Source organism: Micrococcaceae bacterium Sec5.7, from assembly GCA_039636785.1.
Classification (GTDB): Bacteria; Actinomycetota; Actinomycetes; order Actinomycetales; family Micrococcaceae; genus Arthrobacter.
This window is the reverse complement of record CP144169.1, coordinates 1,035,258-1,052,688: the sequence shown is the minus strand read 5'-3', so window position 1 is coordinate 1,052,688 and position 17,431 is coordinate 1,035,258. Positions and strand designations below refer to the sequence as shown.

The following is a 17,431-nucleotide window of genomic DNA, read 5'->3' as shown; positions in this document are numbered from 1 at the left end:
ATGACCATGCAAGTAGCGTCGGATTGTCTCGTGATAACTGTTCAGACCCGAGCAGAATTAGATGCCGCCCTGAACGAAGCGGTTGATCTGTTGAGGCCCATGGCCATGACTGAACAGGTCGGCATCTCGGTAACGCGGTTAGCCCCCGCCCGCTTTGAAGTCTGCCTGGACAGTGAAGTTCCTTGCGGCACGACAGGGGAAAAGTGGGGTGGACCTGCGATGAGCCATGGTAGAAGCGGTGGCTCCAGTGAATCGACCGGCGGCGTATCGCAGAGCGCATGCGCCCCCTCCGATCTTGCTGCTTGTTCGTTGCGGAGAGCTGCTGTCGACGTAGCATGGAGGAGAAACGGGTCCAAGAATTCGCTAACAAGATGCGAAATTGAAGACTTCCTGTCACTGGCCCGCGGCCAACGCGTAGCCGTGAAAGATCACGAAACTGGCGAATTGTGGCGGGGCTCTGTGGATACGACTTTCCCGGACCGCGGATATGTATGGGTCTTCACCGACCTCGGGGAGCGCAAGCTGCTCGATATCAGCGTTCACACGGTCTGGCGGCCCAACAAGCCTAGAGCCTGTGGCAACGTCGGCTCAGAAGCTGGTAAGTGAACCTGGGTCAGACAGTCCGCCGCTGAGAGATAGTGGCGGATCCCCGGCTCGTTTTAGGCGTTCGCCGGATTCTCTGCGGTCAGCGTCTCTGGAGGCCGTGGAGGAAGGTGCCGGTACAGGCTGGAACGGGTGATGCCGGTGGCTTTCACCAGCTCTGAAATGGACAGTCCTTGGTCGCGGAGGTGTTCCGCATAGGCGAGCTTGGCCGGGTCCACCACGCTGGGCCGTCCGATTCGCTTGCCTTTGCTGGTGGCCACGGCCCGAGCGTGCGCGGCTCTCTCGATCGCATAGGTTCGTTCCATTTGGCCGAAGAGGGCCAGCATGACCACCGCCAGCTGCGACATCGGATCCTCCGGGTTTGCCGAGTCAACCCGGATCGGATCTGCGAGGTTCCGCACTCCCACACCGCGGCCGGCCAGGTCATGGATGAGGTTCAGGGTGTCCCGGACGGTGCGTCCTAGCCGGTCCAGGGTGTGGACCACGATCACGTCGCCGTCGCGGGCCTGGTCCAGGGCTTCATGGAGTCCCGGGCGGTTTGTTGTGGACCCTGATTTCTTGTCCACATAGATCCGCTTGTCGGGGATTCCCTCGCTGCGCAGCGCGTCGATCTGCCGGTCGAGGTCCTGTTTTGCTGTCGAGACGCGCGCGTACCCTATGTCCATGCACTGAACTGTACCGAAAGTTACTTTGTACGTTTTTAAAGGGACATCGATTTGGCAATAATTTTGGAACGGCAATCGAAGGCGTGTCGTTTTTCTTTCGTGTCATTTTCCGAAGTCGACTGCACAGAATGTCCAAAGTCGCCTGCACTAGTCCCTCAGCCTCCACGTCCCACGCCGGACACGAAATGGCGGCCCCCATATCCTTATTTACGAAGACGGGCCCCCTTCACGATCAAGTGGGTGTACCCAAAGAGCTAAATCACATACTTCCGAGGCACAGAGGTGTGGCAGATGCTCAGCCGCCTGCGGCACCGCGATCATCAAACAGAAGGGCATCTCAATGACAACGCGAGACAGCTACTCAGTCGGCGCGCCGTGCTGGGTCGACACTTTCCAGCCAGATCCGCGGGCCGCCATGGACTTCTACGGCCCGCTTTTCGGCTGGAGTTTCGACGATCCCACACCGATGCCAACCGGGCTCGAGGGCGACTACTTCGCTGCGCGCCTCCGCGGGCGACTGGTGGCCGGGATCGGCCAGGCGCCGCCGCTATCACCGCCGGTGTGGAACACTCACGTGCGTGTCGACGACGTCGCGCAGACCCTGGCTCGTGCCGAGCAAGCGGGAGGAACGCTCCTGGGAGGACCGTTCGGTGCCGGCTCAGATGGCCGCCTTGCTGTGCTCGCCGACGCCACCGGCGTCCCGTTCTGCCTGTGGCAGGCCGGCGAGAGCGACGGCGGCGCAGAGCTGGCCAACGAGCCGAACTCCTGGGCGATGAGCTCGCTGCACACCACAGATGTTGAGGGAGCGCAGGCGTTCTACGGCGCGATGTTCGACTGGGAACTGGGGTCGGTGCCGGATGCTGCCTTCTCGCTGTGGCGACGCTCGGGCCGAGTCGTGGCCGTCGTGACGGCAACGGACGGCGTCGCGGTCCCGCCGCATTGGAGCGTCAATTTCGCCGTCCGCGACGCCGACTCCATCGCCGAGCACGCCATCGCCTTAGGCGGCATCATCTTGATGGCGCCGATGAACACACCGGGATTTCGTAACGCGGTGATCGGCGACCCGCAAGGCGGCATCATCGCGGTCAGCGCAGCCGCCAGCTGAGCGCAATTCTGATCGCCATGGAAAGCTGGGATGGCAACACTGTGGCCGAGAGCGACGAGGCAGAGAAACCATCGACCAAGAGGTGGGTTCGCTACACGATCCCGGTCATGGTCGAGGTTGACTGCGAGAAGGATGAAATCACGCGGATCGTGGCATTGCCCGACGAAGCGAGGGAAGACCGCGACGACTGCGGCCATTTTCTTTTCTATGACGAACAGTTCGTCCGACAAGGAACGCGTCGGCAACTACGTCTTCGGCGTGGTCTGGGTGTGCGCGGCGTTGAACAAACCTAATGAGGTCTGGGTAGACCACTTCATACAGCAATCTGAAGGTGTGCTCCCGATCAGGAGCTTGCGAAAGGTGCCTCATGCCCTATACCTATCTGCCACCCGGCTAAGTGTGTCGCACGCAGGCAATTGATGCTGGGAACCAACCGTCGTGGTCGTCCCGTTTCAGGAACGCCCACCGGACCGGTGGGCGTGCGGGCAATCTCTTCTACAGATATAGGCTCCCAATCACGTGTTTGGTTCATAATCGAGGCATGAGAGTGGCTGGAATTCTCCCCGAGGACGCGCCCGACCCTCGTGTGGAGCAGGCTGAGCGCCTGAAACTCATGCCCATCCCGGTGATGGGACTCGTTTCCCAGCCCTGCCTGGAGGACACGGATACCGTCGGTCTGGGATACGGTCAGGACGCTCGTGGATACAGTGAAATGACAGCGACCGTCACCTATACAGTCTGGCGAAACCCGATTGTCCGCTCAGACCCGATAAACCTCGCGGACCTCGAAGAGCAGATGCGGAGGGCGATCGAGGATGTTCCGCCATGGCCGCGACCCGCGTGGCTGGTCGAGCAGGTGGAGCGAATGCGATACCCGCAGCTGTGGGGGGCCGTGCGAACTACCTGGCACCGTGACTCATCCGAGCGTTATTCGATCCGCAGCGTGCTGGTCGACCACGTCAACTACATCCTCATGAATCAGTACCGGCAGGAGCTCGGACTGAGCGGCAACCCCTGGGACCAACCCGCACCCGCAGTGACCGACCTGATGGTCAATGGTCAGGTCAGTGTCCTCGTCAATGTAGTCGAAGTGCCCGGCGCGGAGGTCGATACGGACCCGTTCGTATCCCCGAGGCCGGTTTTCACGGACGAGCTCGCCTGAGACGCTCTAGGCGATCTTCTTACGGTAGGTGACCATGGCAAGGGCGTAGGCGACGACAAGGATGCCGAGGCACCAGGCGAGAGCGGTCCAGATGTTGGTGCCGACGGGCTGTTGTGTGAACAGGGCCCGGATCGTGTTGACGATGGAGGTGACCGGTTGGTTTTCGGCGAAGGCACGTACCGGGCCGGGCATGGTGTCGGTGGATACGAAGGCCGAGCTGATGAATGGCAGGAAGATCAGCGGGTAGGAGAACGCGCTGGCACCGTCCACGGACTTCGCGGAGAGCCCGGCGATCACGGCCAGCCAGGTCAAGGCCAAGGTGAACAGGATCAGGATGCCGGCGACTGCCAGCCACGCCAGCACTCCGGCCGCTGTGCGGAAACCCATGAGCAGGGCGGCGAGCACGACGACGACGAGCGAGACCAGGTTGGCCACCAGTGAGGTCAGCACGTGCGCCCACAGCACGGACGGGCGTGCGATCGGCATGGATTGGAACCGTTCAAAGATGCCGCTCCTCATATCCAGGAAGAGCCGGTAGGCGGTGTAGGCGATGCCCGAGGCAATCGTGATGAGCAGAATGCCCGGCAGCAGGTAATTGACGTAGTTCTCGGTGCCAGTCTTGATGGCACCGCCGAAGACGTAGACGAATAGCAGCATGAGGACGATCGGCGTGATCGCGGTCGTGATGATGGTGTCCATGCTGCGCGAGATGTGGCGCAGTGACCGTCCCAGCAGGACGGCGGTGTCACTGAAGAAATGATTTTTCATCGTAGTTCCTTACTCGTCCATGCCGACGCGGAGTTCTCCAGCGTCGACGTCCTTGCCGTCTCTGCCGTCGTCACCGACGATGGCGAAGAAGACGTCCTCGAGCGTGGGCTGCTTCTCGACGTATTCGACCTTGGCCGGCGGGAGCAGCGCCTTGAGCTCGGCCAGTGTGCCGTTGACGATGATCCTGCCCTGATGGAGAATTCCGATCCGGTCAGCGAGTTGTTCGGCCTCGTCCAGATACTGCGTGGTGAGCAGCACCGTTGTGCCATGTGCGGCGAGTTCCTTCACGGCCTGCCACACCTCAATTCGCGCCTGTGGGTCAAGCCCCGTCGTCGGCTCGTCCAGGAAAATGACCTGCGGGTTTCCGATGAGGCTCATCGCGATGTCCAGACGACGGCGCATGCCACCGGAATACTCCGAGACTTTCCGCGCTGCCGCGTCAGTGAGCGAGAAACGAGTCAGCAGCTCATCGGCGATCGTCCCGGAGTTCTTCAGGTGCCGCAACCGGGCGACCAACACCAGATTCTCCTTCCCGGTGAGGATTTCATCGACGGCCGCGAACTGTCCGGTGAGGCTGATGGACTCCCGCACCTGTGCCGCCTGTGTGGCGACGTCGAAGCCGTTGACGCTGGCCGTGCCCGCGTCGGTTTTGAGGAGCGTGGCCAGGATGTTCACAATGGTGGTCTTGCCGGCCCCGTTCGAGCCGAGCAGAGCGAAAATGCTGCCCCGCGCGACGTCAAAGTCCACCCCGCGCAGTACATGCAGCTTCTTGTACGACTTCTCCAGGCCCTGCACGCGGATCGCAGGTTCCTTGACCTGATTGGCGCTCATTTGGATACCTTTCTCTCTTGTTCGTTACGATTCCGCGCCCGTGACGCTGTCGATGGCGTTGGTCAGCCGCTCCCGCTCTTTGTTGATCCACTGGCCCTCGGTGTAGTTCTGGAGGAACTCCTCAGCGAACTCCACCGGGTTCTCCCCGACAACTTCGCGGATAGGGGCCCCGCTCGCCGCGCTCTGCTCGAAGAGATCGGCAAGATCCTCCAGCATCGCCACCAGGACATCCCCCTTCGTGATCGCCCCGAAGTACATCAGGTACCGTTCCAGCGCTTCGATCGCCGTGCGATAGTTCGCGGGCAGCGCTTTCGTGCGTGCCTTGTACTGCCGGTATTTCTTCTTCTGTTCGAGCGATCCTGTGATCTGCTCGACCCATCCCATGTTCATATCTATTTCCTTCCTTCGTGGAGTTGTTCCAGTCGCTCGGAGAGGAAGCCCCATGTCTTCCAGAACTCTTCGAGATGTTCCTGCCCCTGGAGATTGAGTGAATACACCTTGCGTGGCGGGCCCTTTTCAGACGGGACCTTCTCCACATCGACGAGGCCGTTCTTTTCAATCCTGACCAGGAGTGCGTAAACGGTGCCCTCGGCAATATCGGAGAAACCCTGCTCCCGCAACCGCGCCGTGATTTCATATCCGTACGCGGGCTCTCCGGCCAGAATCGCCAGAACAATGCCCTCCAGCGTGCCCTTGAGCATCTCTGTCATCTGCTTGCCCATCGGACACCTCCTTCATGCTACTCAGTGTTATTGACTACCACTACATAGTAACACTGAATAGCGACGATGCAAGGTTGGGGGTTGAGTACTATCGGTACAGCCGTTAGCGCCAACGGCTGTACCGATGGTCCCCGAGGCCGGCATTGTCCTCGTTGAGTGAGGCGGCAATCAACAGTCGGGCTGTACCGCTGCCGTGGTGATTGGGTAGCACATAGCAGCCGCTCAATTCGACAGTCGAGCGGATAGTGATGGCCGCGGCGGTATCAGCCTGGTATGGCTCGCCGAATACCAGCATCGTATAGCCGAGCAGCCGTCCGCCCTCCGCATCGACGAGCGCGACCCGCTCGTCATCCGCGAGATTCTCGACGAAACGGGACTCGGATAGGTGGCGATCGATGAAATCTGCCGCCGCCTCATCCGCGGTGTCGGGCGGCAGGACGAGCGGCAGCGTGGCAGCCGCCAGCTCGGCGAGGGCGGGAGCATCAGCGGCCGTCGCTAGTCGGATCATGATCGCTGACAACCGTAGCGCACGCCCGCAGGGCCGTGCTCGCTCGAACGACGAGGGAAGGTTCAAACGTTACGACTTGATGCTCGTGCTCACCAACCGGCACTCGGATCTCGCTAATGAGCAGGCGGGCCGCCACCAGTCCGATTTCGCGTTACTCCTCGTCGGCCAACCACCCTGCGTCGACGGCTGAAACTAGCCGTGCTGGCCTCATCCGCCTTGACAAATTCCGGCGCGCGCCGGGTATTCTCTCTAAATCACGTTTGCGGGCACATTCAAGGGAGAAGACATGTCATTTCAGGCCTACCTCGACAACATCGAAGAGAAGACTGGGCTGACGCCGCGCCAGTTCATCGCCCTCGCCCATGAGAAGGGTTTCGAAGATCCGGCGACGAAAGCCGGGGTGATCGTCGGCTGGCTGAAAGCTGACTATGACCTCGGTCGTGGTCACGCGATGGCGCTCGTGCACGTGATCAAGAACGGCGCGAAGATCGATGCGAAGCATGTGGGCACCGGCACGGCGCACAGCGATGAGTCCGACACGCTCTGGCTTGACGGCAAGGCGAGCAAGCGGTAGCCACCCAACGCTGACGCTCGCTCCTCACTCAATCACTCGCTCATCCTTGAACGGACACCAATTTTGGCCAGTCTTTCATTCTGCGACCGGGGAGATGTGTGCGCCGCTGCATTGCGTGTGCCTGCAGGCCCATCGGTGTCCGAGCTCGGTTAGTCGTAGATGACCGCAAGGCCCCGGCGCTCCAGGTCGGCGAGGCCGTCTCGCATGACCTGCAACTGATCGGGCGAATGCCCCACCCAGTCCACCAGCTCGCCGACGATTTTCACAGGCTCCTGGGTTCGATAGGACCTGGTCGGATTGCCGGGAAACTTCTTATCCGTCACGTTGGGATCGTCTTCAAGGGTGCCCATCGGTTCCACGATGTAGATCCGCCCAGGGCCCTCGCCTGCCGCTAGTTCAGCGCCCCACGTTGCGGCATCCACGGTTGCAGTCACGTAGACGTGGTTCGCGGTCCGGCCCCCGCCGAAGTTCGAACGGCGTCCGGGCCCCAAGAGATCGCCCACCGCGAGGTTCGCTTTTGTCCCGTGAAACAGCGCCCCCGACTCGTGGACTTCGAACGGTTTCGGCTCGCTCATCATGCATACCCCCAACATATTTGTACCGGATCTTTAGCTCGGTCAAGCACATGGGCGTTATCCACGACCCTGCCGCCTACGATGACTCACTGACTTCGGAGAACAGCAATGTGCGGATCCAAGAAGAGCAGACAACGGGGGCGCCCGCAAGCGGGCCTTAACCGGGCACTCCCCCGTGGATCCTGTGGCCACAGCAGATCGTAGCCACGTCAATCCTGTGACTCGCGGCGATAAATGGCGGCCTTTTCGCAACGCTATTTGACGTCTCGCAGTCCGCAAGGGGATCCTTCACCGGACACTCCTGGCAGCCACCTGCGCCGTTGGTGCTACAGCGATAAGGGGACCGACCCATACGGCATAGGGTGGATTCATCGCCACCCGTTACCTTTTAGGTAGCCCCTTAATCGAGTAAGAATTGGGGGTTGTTGGCCTGTCGGTCCCGGCATGATTAAGTCCCCCAGTCATCAATGATCCGGGGGGTGTTGTCACCAGGATTCGATAGGCGCCAGGGGATCGCTAATGGGGACCGGACCAGCGCAATGAATGACCGCGTAGGCCAGCCGTAACGTGGATGCCGGGCCTTGCCGCCGCAGGACATGCCAACAGTGATTTGACGGACACAAATTCTGGGAGGTTTGCGTTGATCAAGGACCATGAACTCGTCGACATCTTTATCGGTGTTGATGTCGGCAAGAGCAATCACCACGCGGTGGCACTGGATAGAACCGGCAAGAAAGTCCTCGACCGGGCGCTGCCCCAGGACGAGGCAAAACTCCGCTCCATCATCAAGGCCGTCGCCGGCAAGGGACGGGTGCTGCTGGTCGTGGACCAGCCCTCCACCATTGGTGCCTTGCCGGTCGCGGTGGCCCAGTCCGAGGGCATCATGGTCGGCTACCTGCCCGGGCTGGCCATGCGCCGCATCGCGGACCTGCACCCGGGCGAGGCCAAGACAGACGCCCGCGACGCGGCGATCATTGCCGAGGCCGCCCGGTCCCTGCCGCACACGCTGCGCTCCATCGTCGTGGCCGACGAGCAGGCCGCCGAGCTGTCGATGTTGTGCGGTTTTGATGACGACCTGGCCAAGCAGGCCACCGCCACTTCCAACCGGATCCGCGGCCTGCTCACCCAGGTCCACCCGGCCCTGGAACGGGTCATTGGCAAGCACCTGGACCATCCGGCCATGGCCGAGTTGCTGATCAAGTACCCGACCCCGGACAAGCTCCGCAAGGCCGGCCAGAAACGGGTCGCGACGCTCTTGTCGCGCTATGCGCCCAGGGCCGGCAATGGCTGGGCGAAGGAGGTGTTCGCCGCCTTGGGTGAGCAGACTGTCGTGGTCGCCGGCACCAACGCCGCAGGCACCGTCCTGCCGCAGCTCGCTGCCATGCTCAAGCAGCTGCGCACCGCCCGGGATGAGATGCTCGCCCAGGTTGAGGCGCTGGTGGAGGCGCACCCTCTTCACCTTGTCCTGACGTCTATTCCGGCGGTCGGGGTCAGGACAGAAGCGCGCATCATCACCGAAGTTGCGGGCAAGGAATTCAAGACCGCCGGCCACCTTGCCTCGTACGCCGGGCTCGCCCCGGTGACGTGGCGATCGGGCACCTCGATCCGTGGCGACCACCCCTCCAAGAAGGGCAACAAAAGCCTCAAACGGGCGTTCTTTCTCTCCGCCTTCGCTGCGCTGAAAGACCCCCTGTCACGGGCCTACTACGACCGGAAACGCGCCGAGGGCAAACGCCACAACCAGGCCCTGATCGCTCTCGCACGGCGCCGCTGCGACGTCCTGTTCGCGATGCTCCGCGACGGCACACTCTACGACGGGCCCGCACCCCGAACTGCCTAACCGCACCGGCGCCGCACTGACGGAATGACCCTGTCAGTGCGGCGCGCCCTGCCCGAAAACCACTCGACCCGCCCGGCAAGAAAACCGGTCCCAATTGCTTGACAAAAAACATAGGGACACCCCCCAAGCTATCAACGGGCGCTGACCCCATACTGGAGTCATGATTTGTAGGATCAGGGCATGAAATTGGGGGTGTTGTGAAGATCTACTCGATGGACGATGATTTCAACGTGGAGGGCGACGCAGCCTCTTTAACTGGGCGGATCCGGACCTCTCTAGATGGAGCGGGACTGCGGACCAACCAGATCGAATCCGGAATACGAGCTCACGCCGGTTCAGATTTTCTGTTTCGACTCTTGGGGATACCGTTGGGCTCCAGTCAATTACCAGTTGGCATTGACGTCCGCCTCACGTCCGTCGGCGACGACACGCGGGTATCAGCGACCGCCTACGATCGCTTGGGCTGGTACTTCGATAAGAAGCTCTTCTGGGGCGAAGAAGTGGTGGACCGAAAACTCACGGGACTTCTAAACATGGTCCGGTCAGCTGCCGACCAGCCGATGCTCCCCGAACGAAAAGCGACGTTCAATCCCTAGGCTTGCAGTGTCCTTTTGAGGATCCTCGCCTGGGACGGTGCCCACAGCGAATAGGGCATCTCAGCTGTAGGTGGGTGGGAGTTAAGATTCAGATATGCCCGATGCTTTCGAAGAGTTTGTTGAAGCTGCGGAGTTGGCTGTATTTGCTCGCAAGAAGGCTTCCCTTGACGCGGCGGCAGACGCGGGCTTGCCGGGCAGGTTCGAGTCATTCCACATGGGCGGATTACGGGCAAGCATGGCAACCGCGGATCAATATGGTTTCCTCAACGCCATTGAAGGAGTCACCGATCAGTCAGTCGCGGTTCTGCCCGACGTACTCAGAAGGTTTCCGGACCCGCGTCGGCCAGCCATCGTCGCAGCGTTCCCATCGCCGGAACTCATCGACTGGCTGCTAGTCGCAGGTTACAAACCGGCACCCGCGCGACCACTTACCTACCTCCGCCCGGGCACTGACTTCCCCACAGCGGAAATGAGCGCCGAGAAGTGGCAGATACGCGAAGTTTCGACCAAAGAGGAGACCATGGTTTTTCTGGACCTCCTTGACGCCGGCTACGCGGCGACGAGGGAAGTGGGGGCTTTGATCCGGGCGGAGCACGCCCTTCCGATCATTCGTGGCTTCATTGCTTCTCGCAACGATCAGCCTCTCGCCGCGGCGGCCATGTCCTTGCACGCCACCGGAGCGGTAATTGGCGGTGCCTCCACGCTCCCGACTGCGCGAGGCACTGGAGCCCAAAGTGCCCTCCTCGCCCACCGGCTGCGACTGGTGGAAACTTTAGGCGTCCCGCTGGCCACGGCGACAGCGGCTTCCGGAACACCGAGCATCCGAAACCTCGCAAAACTGGGATTCACCATCATCGAACGCACAGCCTGGCGCTTCAATCGATGAACCGCGCACAAAAATGTCCCAGCCAGTTCTGCCCGGTGTCCTGGTAGGAAATCCCGTCCCTTAAGAAGGTCCCTTACCGGGCGATGCAGCACGAGGACATCCAGTGGCTCGGGTCAGAGGCCGAGCCGCCGCGTCATCCGGTAGTTGATCATTTTCACTCCGCGGGTGATGGGATGCTGCTCATCAACCACGATGAACCCGTGTCGTTCGAAGAACGGACGTGCGGTGATGCTCGCGTTGGTGGACAGCGCGGCCGTGCCGTCCGCCACAGCCCTTTCGTAAAGATATGAAAGAAGTGCGCTGGCTACACCGAGCCTGCCGAACCTCGGGGCCACGAACATCATGTCGATGTAGCCGGTATCGCTGACGTCGGAGAAACCTGCGACCTCGCCGCCGATGTCAGCCACGAAGGTGTTCAATGACTTCCTCGCGGAATTCCACTGATGGACGTCACGCTCTTGCGGCCGAGACCAGGCCGCGATTTGCTCCGGCGAGTAGTGCGGCGCCGCCGTCTCGGTCACCGCTGATAGGAACACGTTCAGAGTCGCTGGGGCGTCGGATTCAGCGTAGGAACGGATCTCCATCCCCTGATTCAATCATTCCCAGCGAACGCCCGTAAGCCGGTCGTCCACCGGACGGCCCGGCGCTGCTCTTTGGCCTTCTTCACATCCGCGCGTTTCCGCCCTTGTCGGATTCCCGTATACCCTGCCCGAATTAATGCCCGATGAAGGTGCCTTATACGCTACAGTCCGAAGCATGCTCATCGGCTACGCCCGCTGCTCGACCAGCACCCAAGACCTCACCGCCCAGCATCATGCCCTCCACGCCCTCGGCGTCGACGCCGAGATGGTCCACGTCGACCACGGATTCACCGGCACCAAACGCGACCGACCCGGACTGGAAAAGGCCCTCGCCGCGTGCCGCGGCGGTGACACGTTCGTGGTGACCAAACTTGACCGGCTCGCACGGTCCCTGCCTGATGCGAGGGATATCGCCGACGAGCTCACACGCAAGGGCGTGACCCTCAACATCGGCGGCAGCATCTACAACCCCCATGACCCGGTCGGAAAGCTGTTGTTCAACGTCCTGGGCATGGTCGCGGAATTCGAATCCGACCTCATCCGCGCCCGGACCCGCGAAGACATGGCGGTGGCGAAGTCCAAAGGCAAGCTTCGAGGTCGACAGCCCAAACTCACCAGAAAGCAGGAAGCACACCTCGTCAGCCTCCACCGGGGCGGCACACACACCACAACGGAGATCGCCGAACTCTTCGGCGCCGCCCGCTCCACCGTCTACCGGGCCATCCAGCGCGCCGCGCCGGCCACGTGACCCGCTCCCGCCAGCGAGCCGACTCCCGACCCAAAGTGACGCTTTGTGCAGGGGACTTCGGACACCAGATGTCCATACCCGCCTGCACAACTCCCGTACTTTCGGGGCAGCTTGTGCAGACTGCACTGGATGTCAGAAGTCATCTGCACTGGGATAGTCGGTCCGCAAAGAGAACCTTTACTGGGTGCGCGCCTATGGTCCATGCACCGTCGAGGGGACGAATAATAGTGATGGTAAGTCCACTACTAAGTGCCGTCTGCTGAGCCTGTGCTTGAAGGCCGGGAAACGGACTGGCAAGGCATCACCGCCCGGTGAGTTTCCAGCGAACGGGACTCAAACCATTGTGACCGTCGCCGACATCATCATTGCCGCCTGGATAGCTGTCCGGTCGCAGCAAAGCAACATGACAGGCAGGTCCTCCACCAGACGAAGAAAGACGTTGCTGATGCCCTCGTAGTCCTCGAAGATATTTAAACACGATCTACGGCCACCTCAACAAAACAATCATCGGACGACGCTCCACATCAGCGCCGTGACCCGGCGTAACAGCGATGCCGACCAGAACCTCTGCTACCTGGCCCCACCGGCTTAGCGTGACTTTCCCGAACATTTGTCCTCAAGCCCCAACTAACTATGGCCGTCAATTCCTCATTTCCGGTTGGGGCTGGAGGCATGCCACCGGAAACTCGATCAGTGCGAGAGGTGCACGGCCCTGCCCAAGACTCACCGTTTGGGACTTTGCATATTTTGCTTAGCATTGCGTCTTGTGCTCCTGTTTCAGCGGCCGTTACCGTATTTGTATAGCCATGCAAATCGATTGGTATGGCTCGAGGAAAGAGGCGACATGACGCGGGTCAGTATCAGCGATGTCGCCTTCGACGTGGGTGTGAGCGAAACGACGGTGAGCCACGCTCTCAGTGGCAGGCGTCACGTTGCGGAGGCGACCATTGTTCGGGTCCGCGAAGCGTCCGAGCGGCTCGGGTACCGCCCCAGCCAAGTGGCCCGTTCACTACGGACCCGGCGTACTTACACCACGGCACTCATCGTTCCGGATCTGTGCAACCCCTTCTACCCCTCGCTGGCCCGGGGACTACAGGACGTGCTCTTCGAGCGCGGGTACCAGACATTGATCTGCGACGCGGACAGCCGACCGGACCGAGAAGAGAAATTCTTCGATGAAGTGATCGAGCGTCAGGTTGACGGGGTTGTGATCGCCCCGTTATTGGGGACCGTGCCATCCAGGATTCTCACAGCGCCGGAATTAGCGGTCGTGGTGATCAATTCGTCTCAGAGAGGGCCGAAGTTGGCGATTCAGGCGGACACCGTGTCCACCAATGACGAAGCCGGAATGATGCTCGCCGCGCGGCACCTGATTCGCAAGGGGCACCGTCGAATCGGCTATATCACCGCGCCGATGCACGTCGGTCCCGCCCAGCGCCGGTTCGATGGGTTTCGCCGCGCTCTCCGTCAAGCCGGCTATCAGTATGACGATGGCATCGTCGCGGCCACTACGTTCACCCGGGAGGGAGGCTTCAGAGGTCTGGAGCAGATAATGCGGGCACCGAATCCGCCGACGGCCGTCCTGTGCGCGAACGACCTCATTGCGATCGGGGCCATGGACCTGGCTGCCGCGCGCAACATCCGCATCCCGGACGATCTCGCCGTCGTGGGCTACGACGACATCGAACCCGCTTCCCTCGTCTCCCCGCGGTTGACGACGGTACAAATCCCGACCCGCGACATCGGGAAAGCCAGTGGAGACCTACTGGTAGGGAGAATGACCGGCGCCTACAGGGGCCGCCCGCGGGAAGTGCAAATCGAGAACACCCTCATCACTCGCGACTCCACATAGAGGTACACGTAGACGCACTATCCGGACAATCGCACTTATTGGTGGCGATTTATACACGATCAAGACGAAGGAGTCTCTAAATCATGCTCAAAACTACCTGGCAGCGCCCTTTTAAGTCTCACCAAATGGGGTGGAAAATCGCGGCCCTTGGCCTCGGGGCCACCGTCCTGCTCACTGGTTGCACCCAGCCAAGCAACCAGGGGGGAGGAGGAGGTGTCGCGGGCGCCCTGACTCTCTGGTACCCCCTCCCGACCGGTGGCTCGTCCGCTGACGGCGCAGCGACCTACAAGACGTACGCGATCGACCCCTTCAACGCCCTCCATCCCGAGGTGAAGATCAATGCCGTTCCGAACAGTGTCGATACGATCGATCAGAAAATCCAAGTCGCCTTGGCCGCCGGGTCCGGGCCGGACCTGATACCCACACCGGGTTCATCGAATGTCGTTCCGTTCGCTTCAGCGGGCTATCTGGCGGACCTCACGCCAACCCTCGAGAAGTCCAACCTGAAGAGCCGACTTCTGCCCTGGGCGCTCGACATGGGGTACTTCAATGACAAGCTTGTAGCGCTGCCGACGTCGTACGAGAGTCTCGTGCTGTATTACAACAAGACCCTTTTTGCTCAAAACGGGTGGAAACCTCCGACCGACCGCGCCTCACTGGAAACCCTGGCCGGCGAGATGCAGTCGAAGGGAATCACGCCGTTCGCCGCAGGGAACGCGTCATACCAAGCCGGCACGGAATGGCTCGTGTCGGCGTTTCTGAATGAGGTCGCAGGACCGCAAAAAGTGCACGACGCACTCAGTGGGAAGATTCCGTGGACCGACCCGGCCATTGTGTCCTCGATCGAGCTGCTGAAGGAGTACTTCGACAAGGGATACTTCGGCGGTGGAGTGAAACAGTACTTCTCCACTCAGGACCCGCAGAAGTATGCCGCTTTCGCGGACGGGAAAGCGGGTATGTACATCTCGGGCAGTTGGGAAACATACTCCCTCCCGGAGTACTTCCAAAAGAACGGCAACACGAACGATTGGGATTGGGCTCCGCTGCCAGCCCTTGCCCCGGGCGTACCCAGCGACGTCTACCCGCTGGCCGTAGGCGGCACCATTTCGGTGAACGCGAAGTCGAAGGACATCCCGGCCGCCACCTCCTACATTGACTGGATGTACTCGGACACGAAGACCATGTGGTCCGCCGCGGAGGCCAATGGCTCGCAACCGCTGCCCATCAAGTTCACGGCCTCAGACGTACCCTCCGGCATCGATCCCCGCTACAGCTCGCAATATCTCGCAATCAACAAAGCCTCCGAAGAGAAGAGGGTTGGTTATGTCACCTGGACATCGTTCGGGGCGAAAGCAGAGACGTACATTATCGAGCACATCGACAAGGTCCTTAACAGTGATCTCTCCGTGGGCGATTTCACCGCCGGAATTGAGAAGGAGTTCAGTTCTGATAAGGCCGCCGGACTCGTTCCGCCTCTGTTTGAAACCGGAAAGTGACGATGCGGGTCGTGGCAATCACTGAAAGAAATGGGCCGGCTCCTGCGATGGTGGAACAAATACCGACCAGGCGGGTGAGCAGCATGGGACGATCGGTCCGCCGGCGCCGCCGCACCATTGCGTTCTTGTTCCTTCTCCCCGCGCTTGCGGTAAACCTCCTCGTCATAGGCGGGCCGGGGGCGAGTAGCCTGTACTACGCCTTCACGGATTGGAACGGTTTCACATCGCCAGAGTTCACCGGCTTCGCGAACGCCGCGAGGCTGGCCGGTGACGCGGACTTCTGGAATGCCATCGGACATAACTTCATCTATATGGTCTTTTTTCTTTCCGTGCCTTTGGTTATGGGACTAGCGGGTGCGTTTATGCTGTCCCGCATCCGACGCGGGGTGACTCTCTTTCGGGTTCTCTTCTTCATCCCCTACCTGATCGCAAGCGTCGTGAACGCCCAGATCTGGAAAAACCTGCTCGACCCGGTGTCCGGTCTCGCCCCGCAACTGAACGAGTTTGGGATCCACGCCTTGGATAACATCTACTTCTTCGGGGACTCGGACCTTTCCCTGTTGAGCGTCGCATTCGTCGACAACTGGCATTTTTGGGGCTTCCTGGTTGTCCTTTTCGTTGCTGCGATGCAGGGCGTGGACGGAAGCCGCTTCGAAGCGGCCCGCATCGACGGGGCAAATGCTTGGCAGGAGTTCTGGCACGTCGCTTTGCCAGGAATCAGACCGACCCTGATGTTCGCTGTCATGATGATCTCCCTCTGGTCGTTGCTGGCCTTTGACTACGCCTACGCGCTGACCGGAGGCGGTCCGGCCGGGTCGAGCGATCTCGTATCCCTTCTGGTGAACCGAACCGCATTCGGATCACTCGAGGCCGGGTATGCCGCCTTCATTGCCTTGGCGATGTCAGCGCTCGGGGCAGCATTCCTCGTGATTTTCGCCATCATCCGCCGAAATGAGGACGAGACAAATTGAGCCTAGATACCAGCATCATGCGTCGGCTGCGCCGCCAGAGCCAGCGATCCGATTCGCGCCCCGGCGGTATAGGCCGCACACCGGCCTCATACACGTGGCTGACGCTACTCGCCCTTTTCGCCGGCCTGCCCCTGCTCGTCCTGCTCTTCAACTCCCTGAAAAGCGGCTTGGAACTTGGACAGAACCCACTCGGACCTCCCGAAACCATCGACTGGGGCAACTACTCCACCGCCTGGGAAACGGGTAACCTCGGCCAGGGCATGCTCAATAGCCTCGTCCTCGTTATCGGAACTGTCATCGGTGTGTGGATCTGCGCCGGCCTGGCCAGCTACTCACTGGCGCGACTGGACCTGCCCTTCAAGAAAGCTTTCGGGTCATACTTCTTCATCGTGATTTCCTTACCCGTGCAACTCTTCCTCGTTCCGCTCTTTTTCCTTTGGTCAAACCTTGGACTGATTGACACCCTGCCCGGCCTGATCATTATCTACATCGCGCTCAACACCCCATTCGCGACCCTGCTCTTGCGGACCTTCCTCGTCGGCCTTCCCCGCGAGCTGGATGAGGCAGCCCGCATAGACGGTGCCAACGAATGGCAGATCGCCACGAGAGTCATCCTGCCCCTTGCCAGACCCGGATTCCTCACGGTCGGCCTGATCACCGCCCTCGGCGCCTACAACGAACTCTTCTTCGCCGTTACGTTCATGCAAACCCCATCCCAACTCCCCATCGCAGCAGCCTTTTTGCAGTTCAGCCAAGGGAACACGCAACTCTACGGGCTTGTGAACGCCGCCGGTGTGGTCATGATCATCCCCGTCGTCATTCTGTTCCTTCTGATGCAGCGACGTTTCATCAGTGGAATGGCATCTGGCGGCCTCAAGGGATAGACCACGGCCGTTTCCACCCCGGACCATCGGCGCCCTCCGACGCCTGGTACAACCTCGGACGTCG

At 60.9% G+C, this 17,431-nt stretch carries 22 protein-coding genes; 14 read left to right on the top strand and 8 right to left on the bottom strand.

All coding sequences use genetic code 11. The features are described from left to right. Positions 1-606: a hypothetical protein gene (locus V3C33_04890; protein XAS68639.1), complete on the top strand. Its 606-nt coding sequence runs from the start codon at positions 1-3 to the stop codon at positions 604-606. 53 nt (positions 607-659) lie between these two features. Here the strand turns inward: V3C33_04890 and V3C33_04885 are convergent, their stop codons facing one another. Further along, a complete protein-coding gene (locus V3C33_04885) occupies positions 660-1,268 on the bottom strand; it encodes a recombinase family protein (GenBank protein XAS68638.1) in 609 nt (202 codons plus the stop codon). Positions 1,269-1,608: 340 nt separating this feature from the next. Here V3C33_04885 and V3C33_04880 point away from each other — a divergent pair, with 340 nt between their 5' ends. The 3 genes from V3C33_04880 to V3C33_04870 all read left to right on the top strand — a co-directional run bounded on the left by V3C33_04880 (position 1,609) and on the right by V3C33_04870 (position 3,535). Next, on the top strand, positions 1,609-2,373 hold the full coding sequence (locus tag V3C33_04880) for a VOC family protein (protein ID XAS68637.1): 765 nt from the start codon (positions 1,609-1,611) through the stop codon (positions 2,371-2,373). Positions 2,374-2,390: 17 nt separating this feature from the next. Further along, on the top strand, positions 2,391-2,666 hold the full coding sequence (locus V3C33_04875; protein ID XAS68636.1) for a hypothetical protein: 276 nt from the start codon (positions 2,391-2,393) through the stop codon (positions 2,664-2,666). A gap of 248 nt (positions 2,667-2,914) precedes the next feature. Further along, on the top strand, positions 2,915-3,535 hold the full coding sequence (locus V3C33_04870) for a hypothetical protein (GenBank protein XAS68635.1): 621 nt from the start codon (positions 2,915-2,917) through the stop codon (positions 3,533-3,535). Positions 3,536-3,541: 6 nt separating this feature from the next. Here V3C33_04870 and V3C33_04865 read toward each other — a convergent pair whose 3' ends face one another. The 5 genes from V3C33_04865 to V3C33_04845 all read right to left on the bottom strand — a co-directional run bounded on the left by V3C33_04865 (position 3,542) and on the right by V3C33_04845 (position 6,364). Continuing rightward, complete coding sequence (locus V3C33_04865; protein XAS68634.1) at positions 3,542-4,303, bottom strand: ABC transporter permease; 762 nt, start codon at positions 4,301-4,303, stop codon at positions 3,542-3,544. Between the two features lie 9 nt (positions 4,304-4,312). Continuing rightward, the gene (locus V3C33_04860) at positions 4,313-5,134 is read right to left on the bottom strand and encodes an ATP-binding cassette domain-containing protein (protein ID XAS68633.1); all 822 of its coding nucleotides are present in this window, start codon (positions 5,132-5,134) and stop codon (positions 4,313-4,315) included. 24 nt (positions 5,135-5,158) lie between these two features. Then, entirely contained in the window at positions 5,159-5,524 is a 366-nt protein-coding gene (locus V3C33_04855) for a DUF1048 domain-containing protein (GenBank protein ID XAS68632.1), read from the bottom strand. Positions 5,525-5,526: 2 nt separating this feature from the next. Further along, on the bottom strand, positions 5,527-5,856 hold the full coding sequence (locus V3C33_04850) for a PadR family transcriptional regulator (GenBank protein XAS68631.1): 330 nt from the start codon (positions 5,854-5,856) through the stop codon (positions 5,527-5,529). Between the two features lie 103 nt (positions 5,857-5,959). Then, entirely contained in the window at positions 5,960-6,364 is a 405-nt protein-coding gene (locus tag V3C33_04845) for a GNAT family N-acetyltransferase (protein XAS68630.1), read from the bottom strand. Here V3C33_04845 and V3C33_04840 point away from each other — a divergent pair. Beyond that, positions 6,363-6,554, top strand: coding sequence for a hypothetical protein (locus tag V3C33_04840; GenBank protein XAS68629.1), 192 nt, complete (start codon positions 6,363-6,365; stop codon positions 6,552-6,554). The genes V3C33_04845 and V3C33_04840 overlap by 2 nt on opposite strands. 96 nt (positions 6,555-6,650) lie before the next feature. Then, on the top strand, positions 6,651-6,938 hold the full coding sequence (locus V3C33_04835) for a DUF4287 domain-containing protein (GenBank protein ID XAS68628.1): 288 nt from the start codon (positions 6,651-6,653) through the stop codon (positions 6,936-6,938). 149 nt (positions 6,939-7,087) lie between these two features. Here the strand turns inward: V3C33_04835 and arr are convergent, their stop codons facing one another. Continuing rightward, positions 7,088-7,516, bottom strand: coding sequence for an NAD(+)--rifampin ADP-ribosyltransferase (arr, locus tag V3C33_04830; protein XAS68627.1), 429 nt, complete (start codon positions 7,514-7,516; stop codon positions 7,088-7,090). Between the two features lie 637 nt (positions 7,517-8,153). Between arr and V3C33_04825 the strand changes: the two genes are divergently transcribed. The 3 genes from V3C33_04825 to V3C33_04815 all read left to right on the top strand — a co-directional run bounded on the left by V3C33_04825 (position 8,154) and on the right by V3C33_04815 (position 10,835). Then, the gene (locus V3C33_04825; protein XAS68626.1) at positions 8,154-9,353 is read left to right on the top strand and encodes an IS110 family transposase; all 1,200 of its coding nucleotides are present in this window, start codon (positions 8,154-8,156) and stop codon (positions 9,351-9,353) included. Positions 9,354-9,565: 212 nt separating this feature from the next. Beyond that, the gene (locus tag V3C33_04820; GenBank protein XAS68625.1) at positions 9,566-9,949 is read left to right on the top strand and encodes a hypothetical protein; all 384 of its coding nucleotides are present in this window, start codon (positions 9,566-9,568) and stop codon (positions 9,947-9,949) included. Between the two features lie 94 nt (positions 9,950-10,043). Then, entirely contained in the window at positions 10,044-10,835 is a 792-nt protein-coding gene (locus V3C33_04815; protein ID XAS68624.1) for a GNAT family N-acetyltransferase, read from the top strand. Positions 10,836-10,948: 113 nt separating this feature from the next. Here the strand turns inward: V3C33_04815 and V3C33_04810 are convergent, their stop codons facing one another. Continuing rightward, entirely contained in the window at positions 10,949-11,419 is a 471-nt protein-coding gene (locus V3C33_04810; protein ID XAS68623.1) for a GNAT family N-acetyltransferase, read from the bottom strand. Between the two features lie 172 nt (positions 11,420-11,591). Between V3C33_04810 and V3C33_04805 the strand changes: the two genes are divergently transcribed. The 5 genes from V3C33_04805 (at position 11,592) to V3C33_04785 (ending at position 17,367) form a co-directional block, all read left to right on the top strand. Then, positions 11,592-12,164 carry a recombinase family protein gene (locus V3C33_04805; GenBank protein ID XAS68622.1) on the top strand — a complete coding sequence of 191 codons (573 nt, stop codon included), beginning with the start codon at positions 11,592-11,594 and terminating at the stop codon, positions 12,162-12,164. Positions 12,165-13,008: 844 nt separating this feature from the next. After that, positions 13,009-14,016 (top strand): LacI family DNA-binding transcriptional regulator, encoded by a 1,008-nt coding sequence (locus tag V3C33_04800; protein ID XAS68621.1) that lies wholly within the window; start codon positions 13,009-13,011, stop codon positions 14,014-14,016. A 125-nt stretch (positions 14,017-14,141) separates the two neighbouring features. Then, positions 14,142-15,512, top strand: coding sequence for an extracellular solute-binding protein (locus V3C33_04795; GenBank protein XAS68620.1), 1,371 nt, complete (start codon positions 14,142-14,144; stop codon positions 15,510-15,512). Between the two features lie 11 nt (positions 15,513-15,523). Beyond that, positions 15,524-16,483 carry a sugar ABC transporter permease gene (locus V3C33_04790; GenBank protein XAS68619.1) on the top strand — a complete coding sequence of 320 codons (960 nt, stop codon included), beginning with the start codon at positions 15,524-15,526 and terminating at the stop codon, positions 16,481-16,483. Continuing rightward, positions 16,480-17,367, top strand: coding sequence for a carbohydrate ABC transporter permease (locus tag V3C33_04785; protein XAS68618.1), 888 nt, complete (start codon positions 16,480-16,482; stop codon positions 17,365-17,367). Before V3C33_04790 ends, V3C33_04785 begins: the two co-directional genes overlap by 4 nt. Positions 17,368-17,431 lie beyond the last annotated feature (64 nt).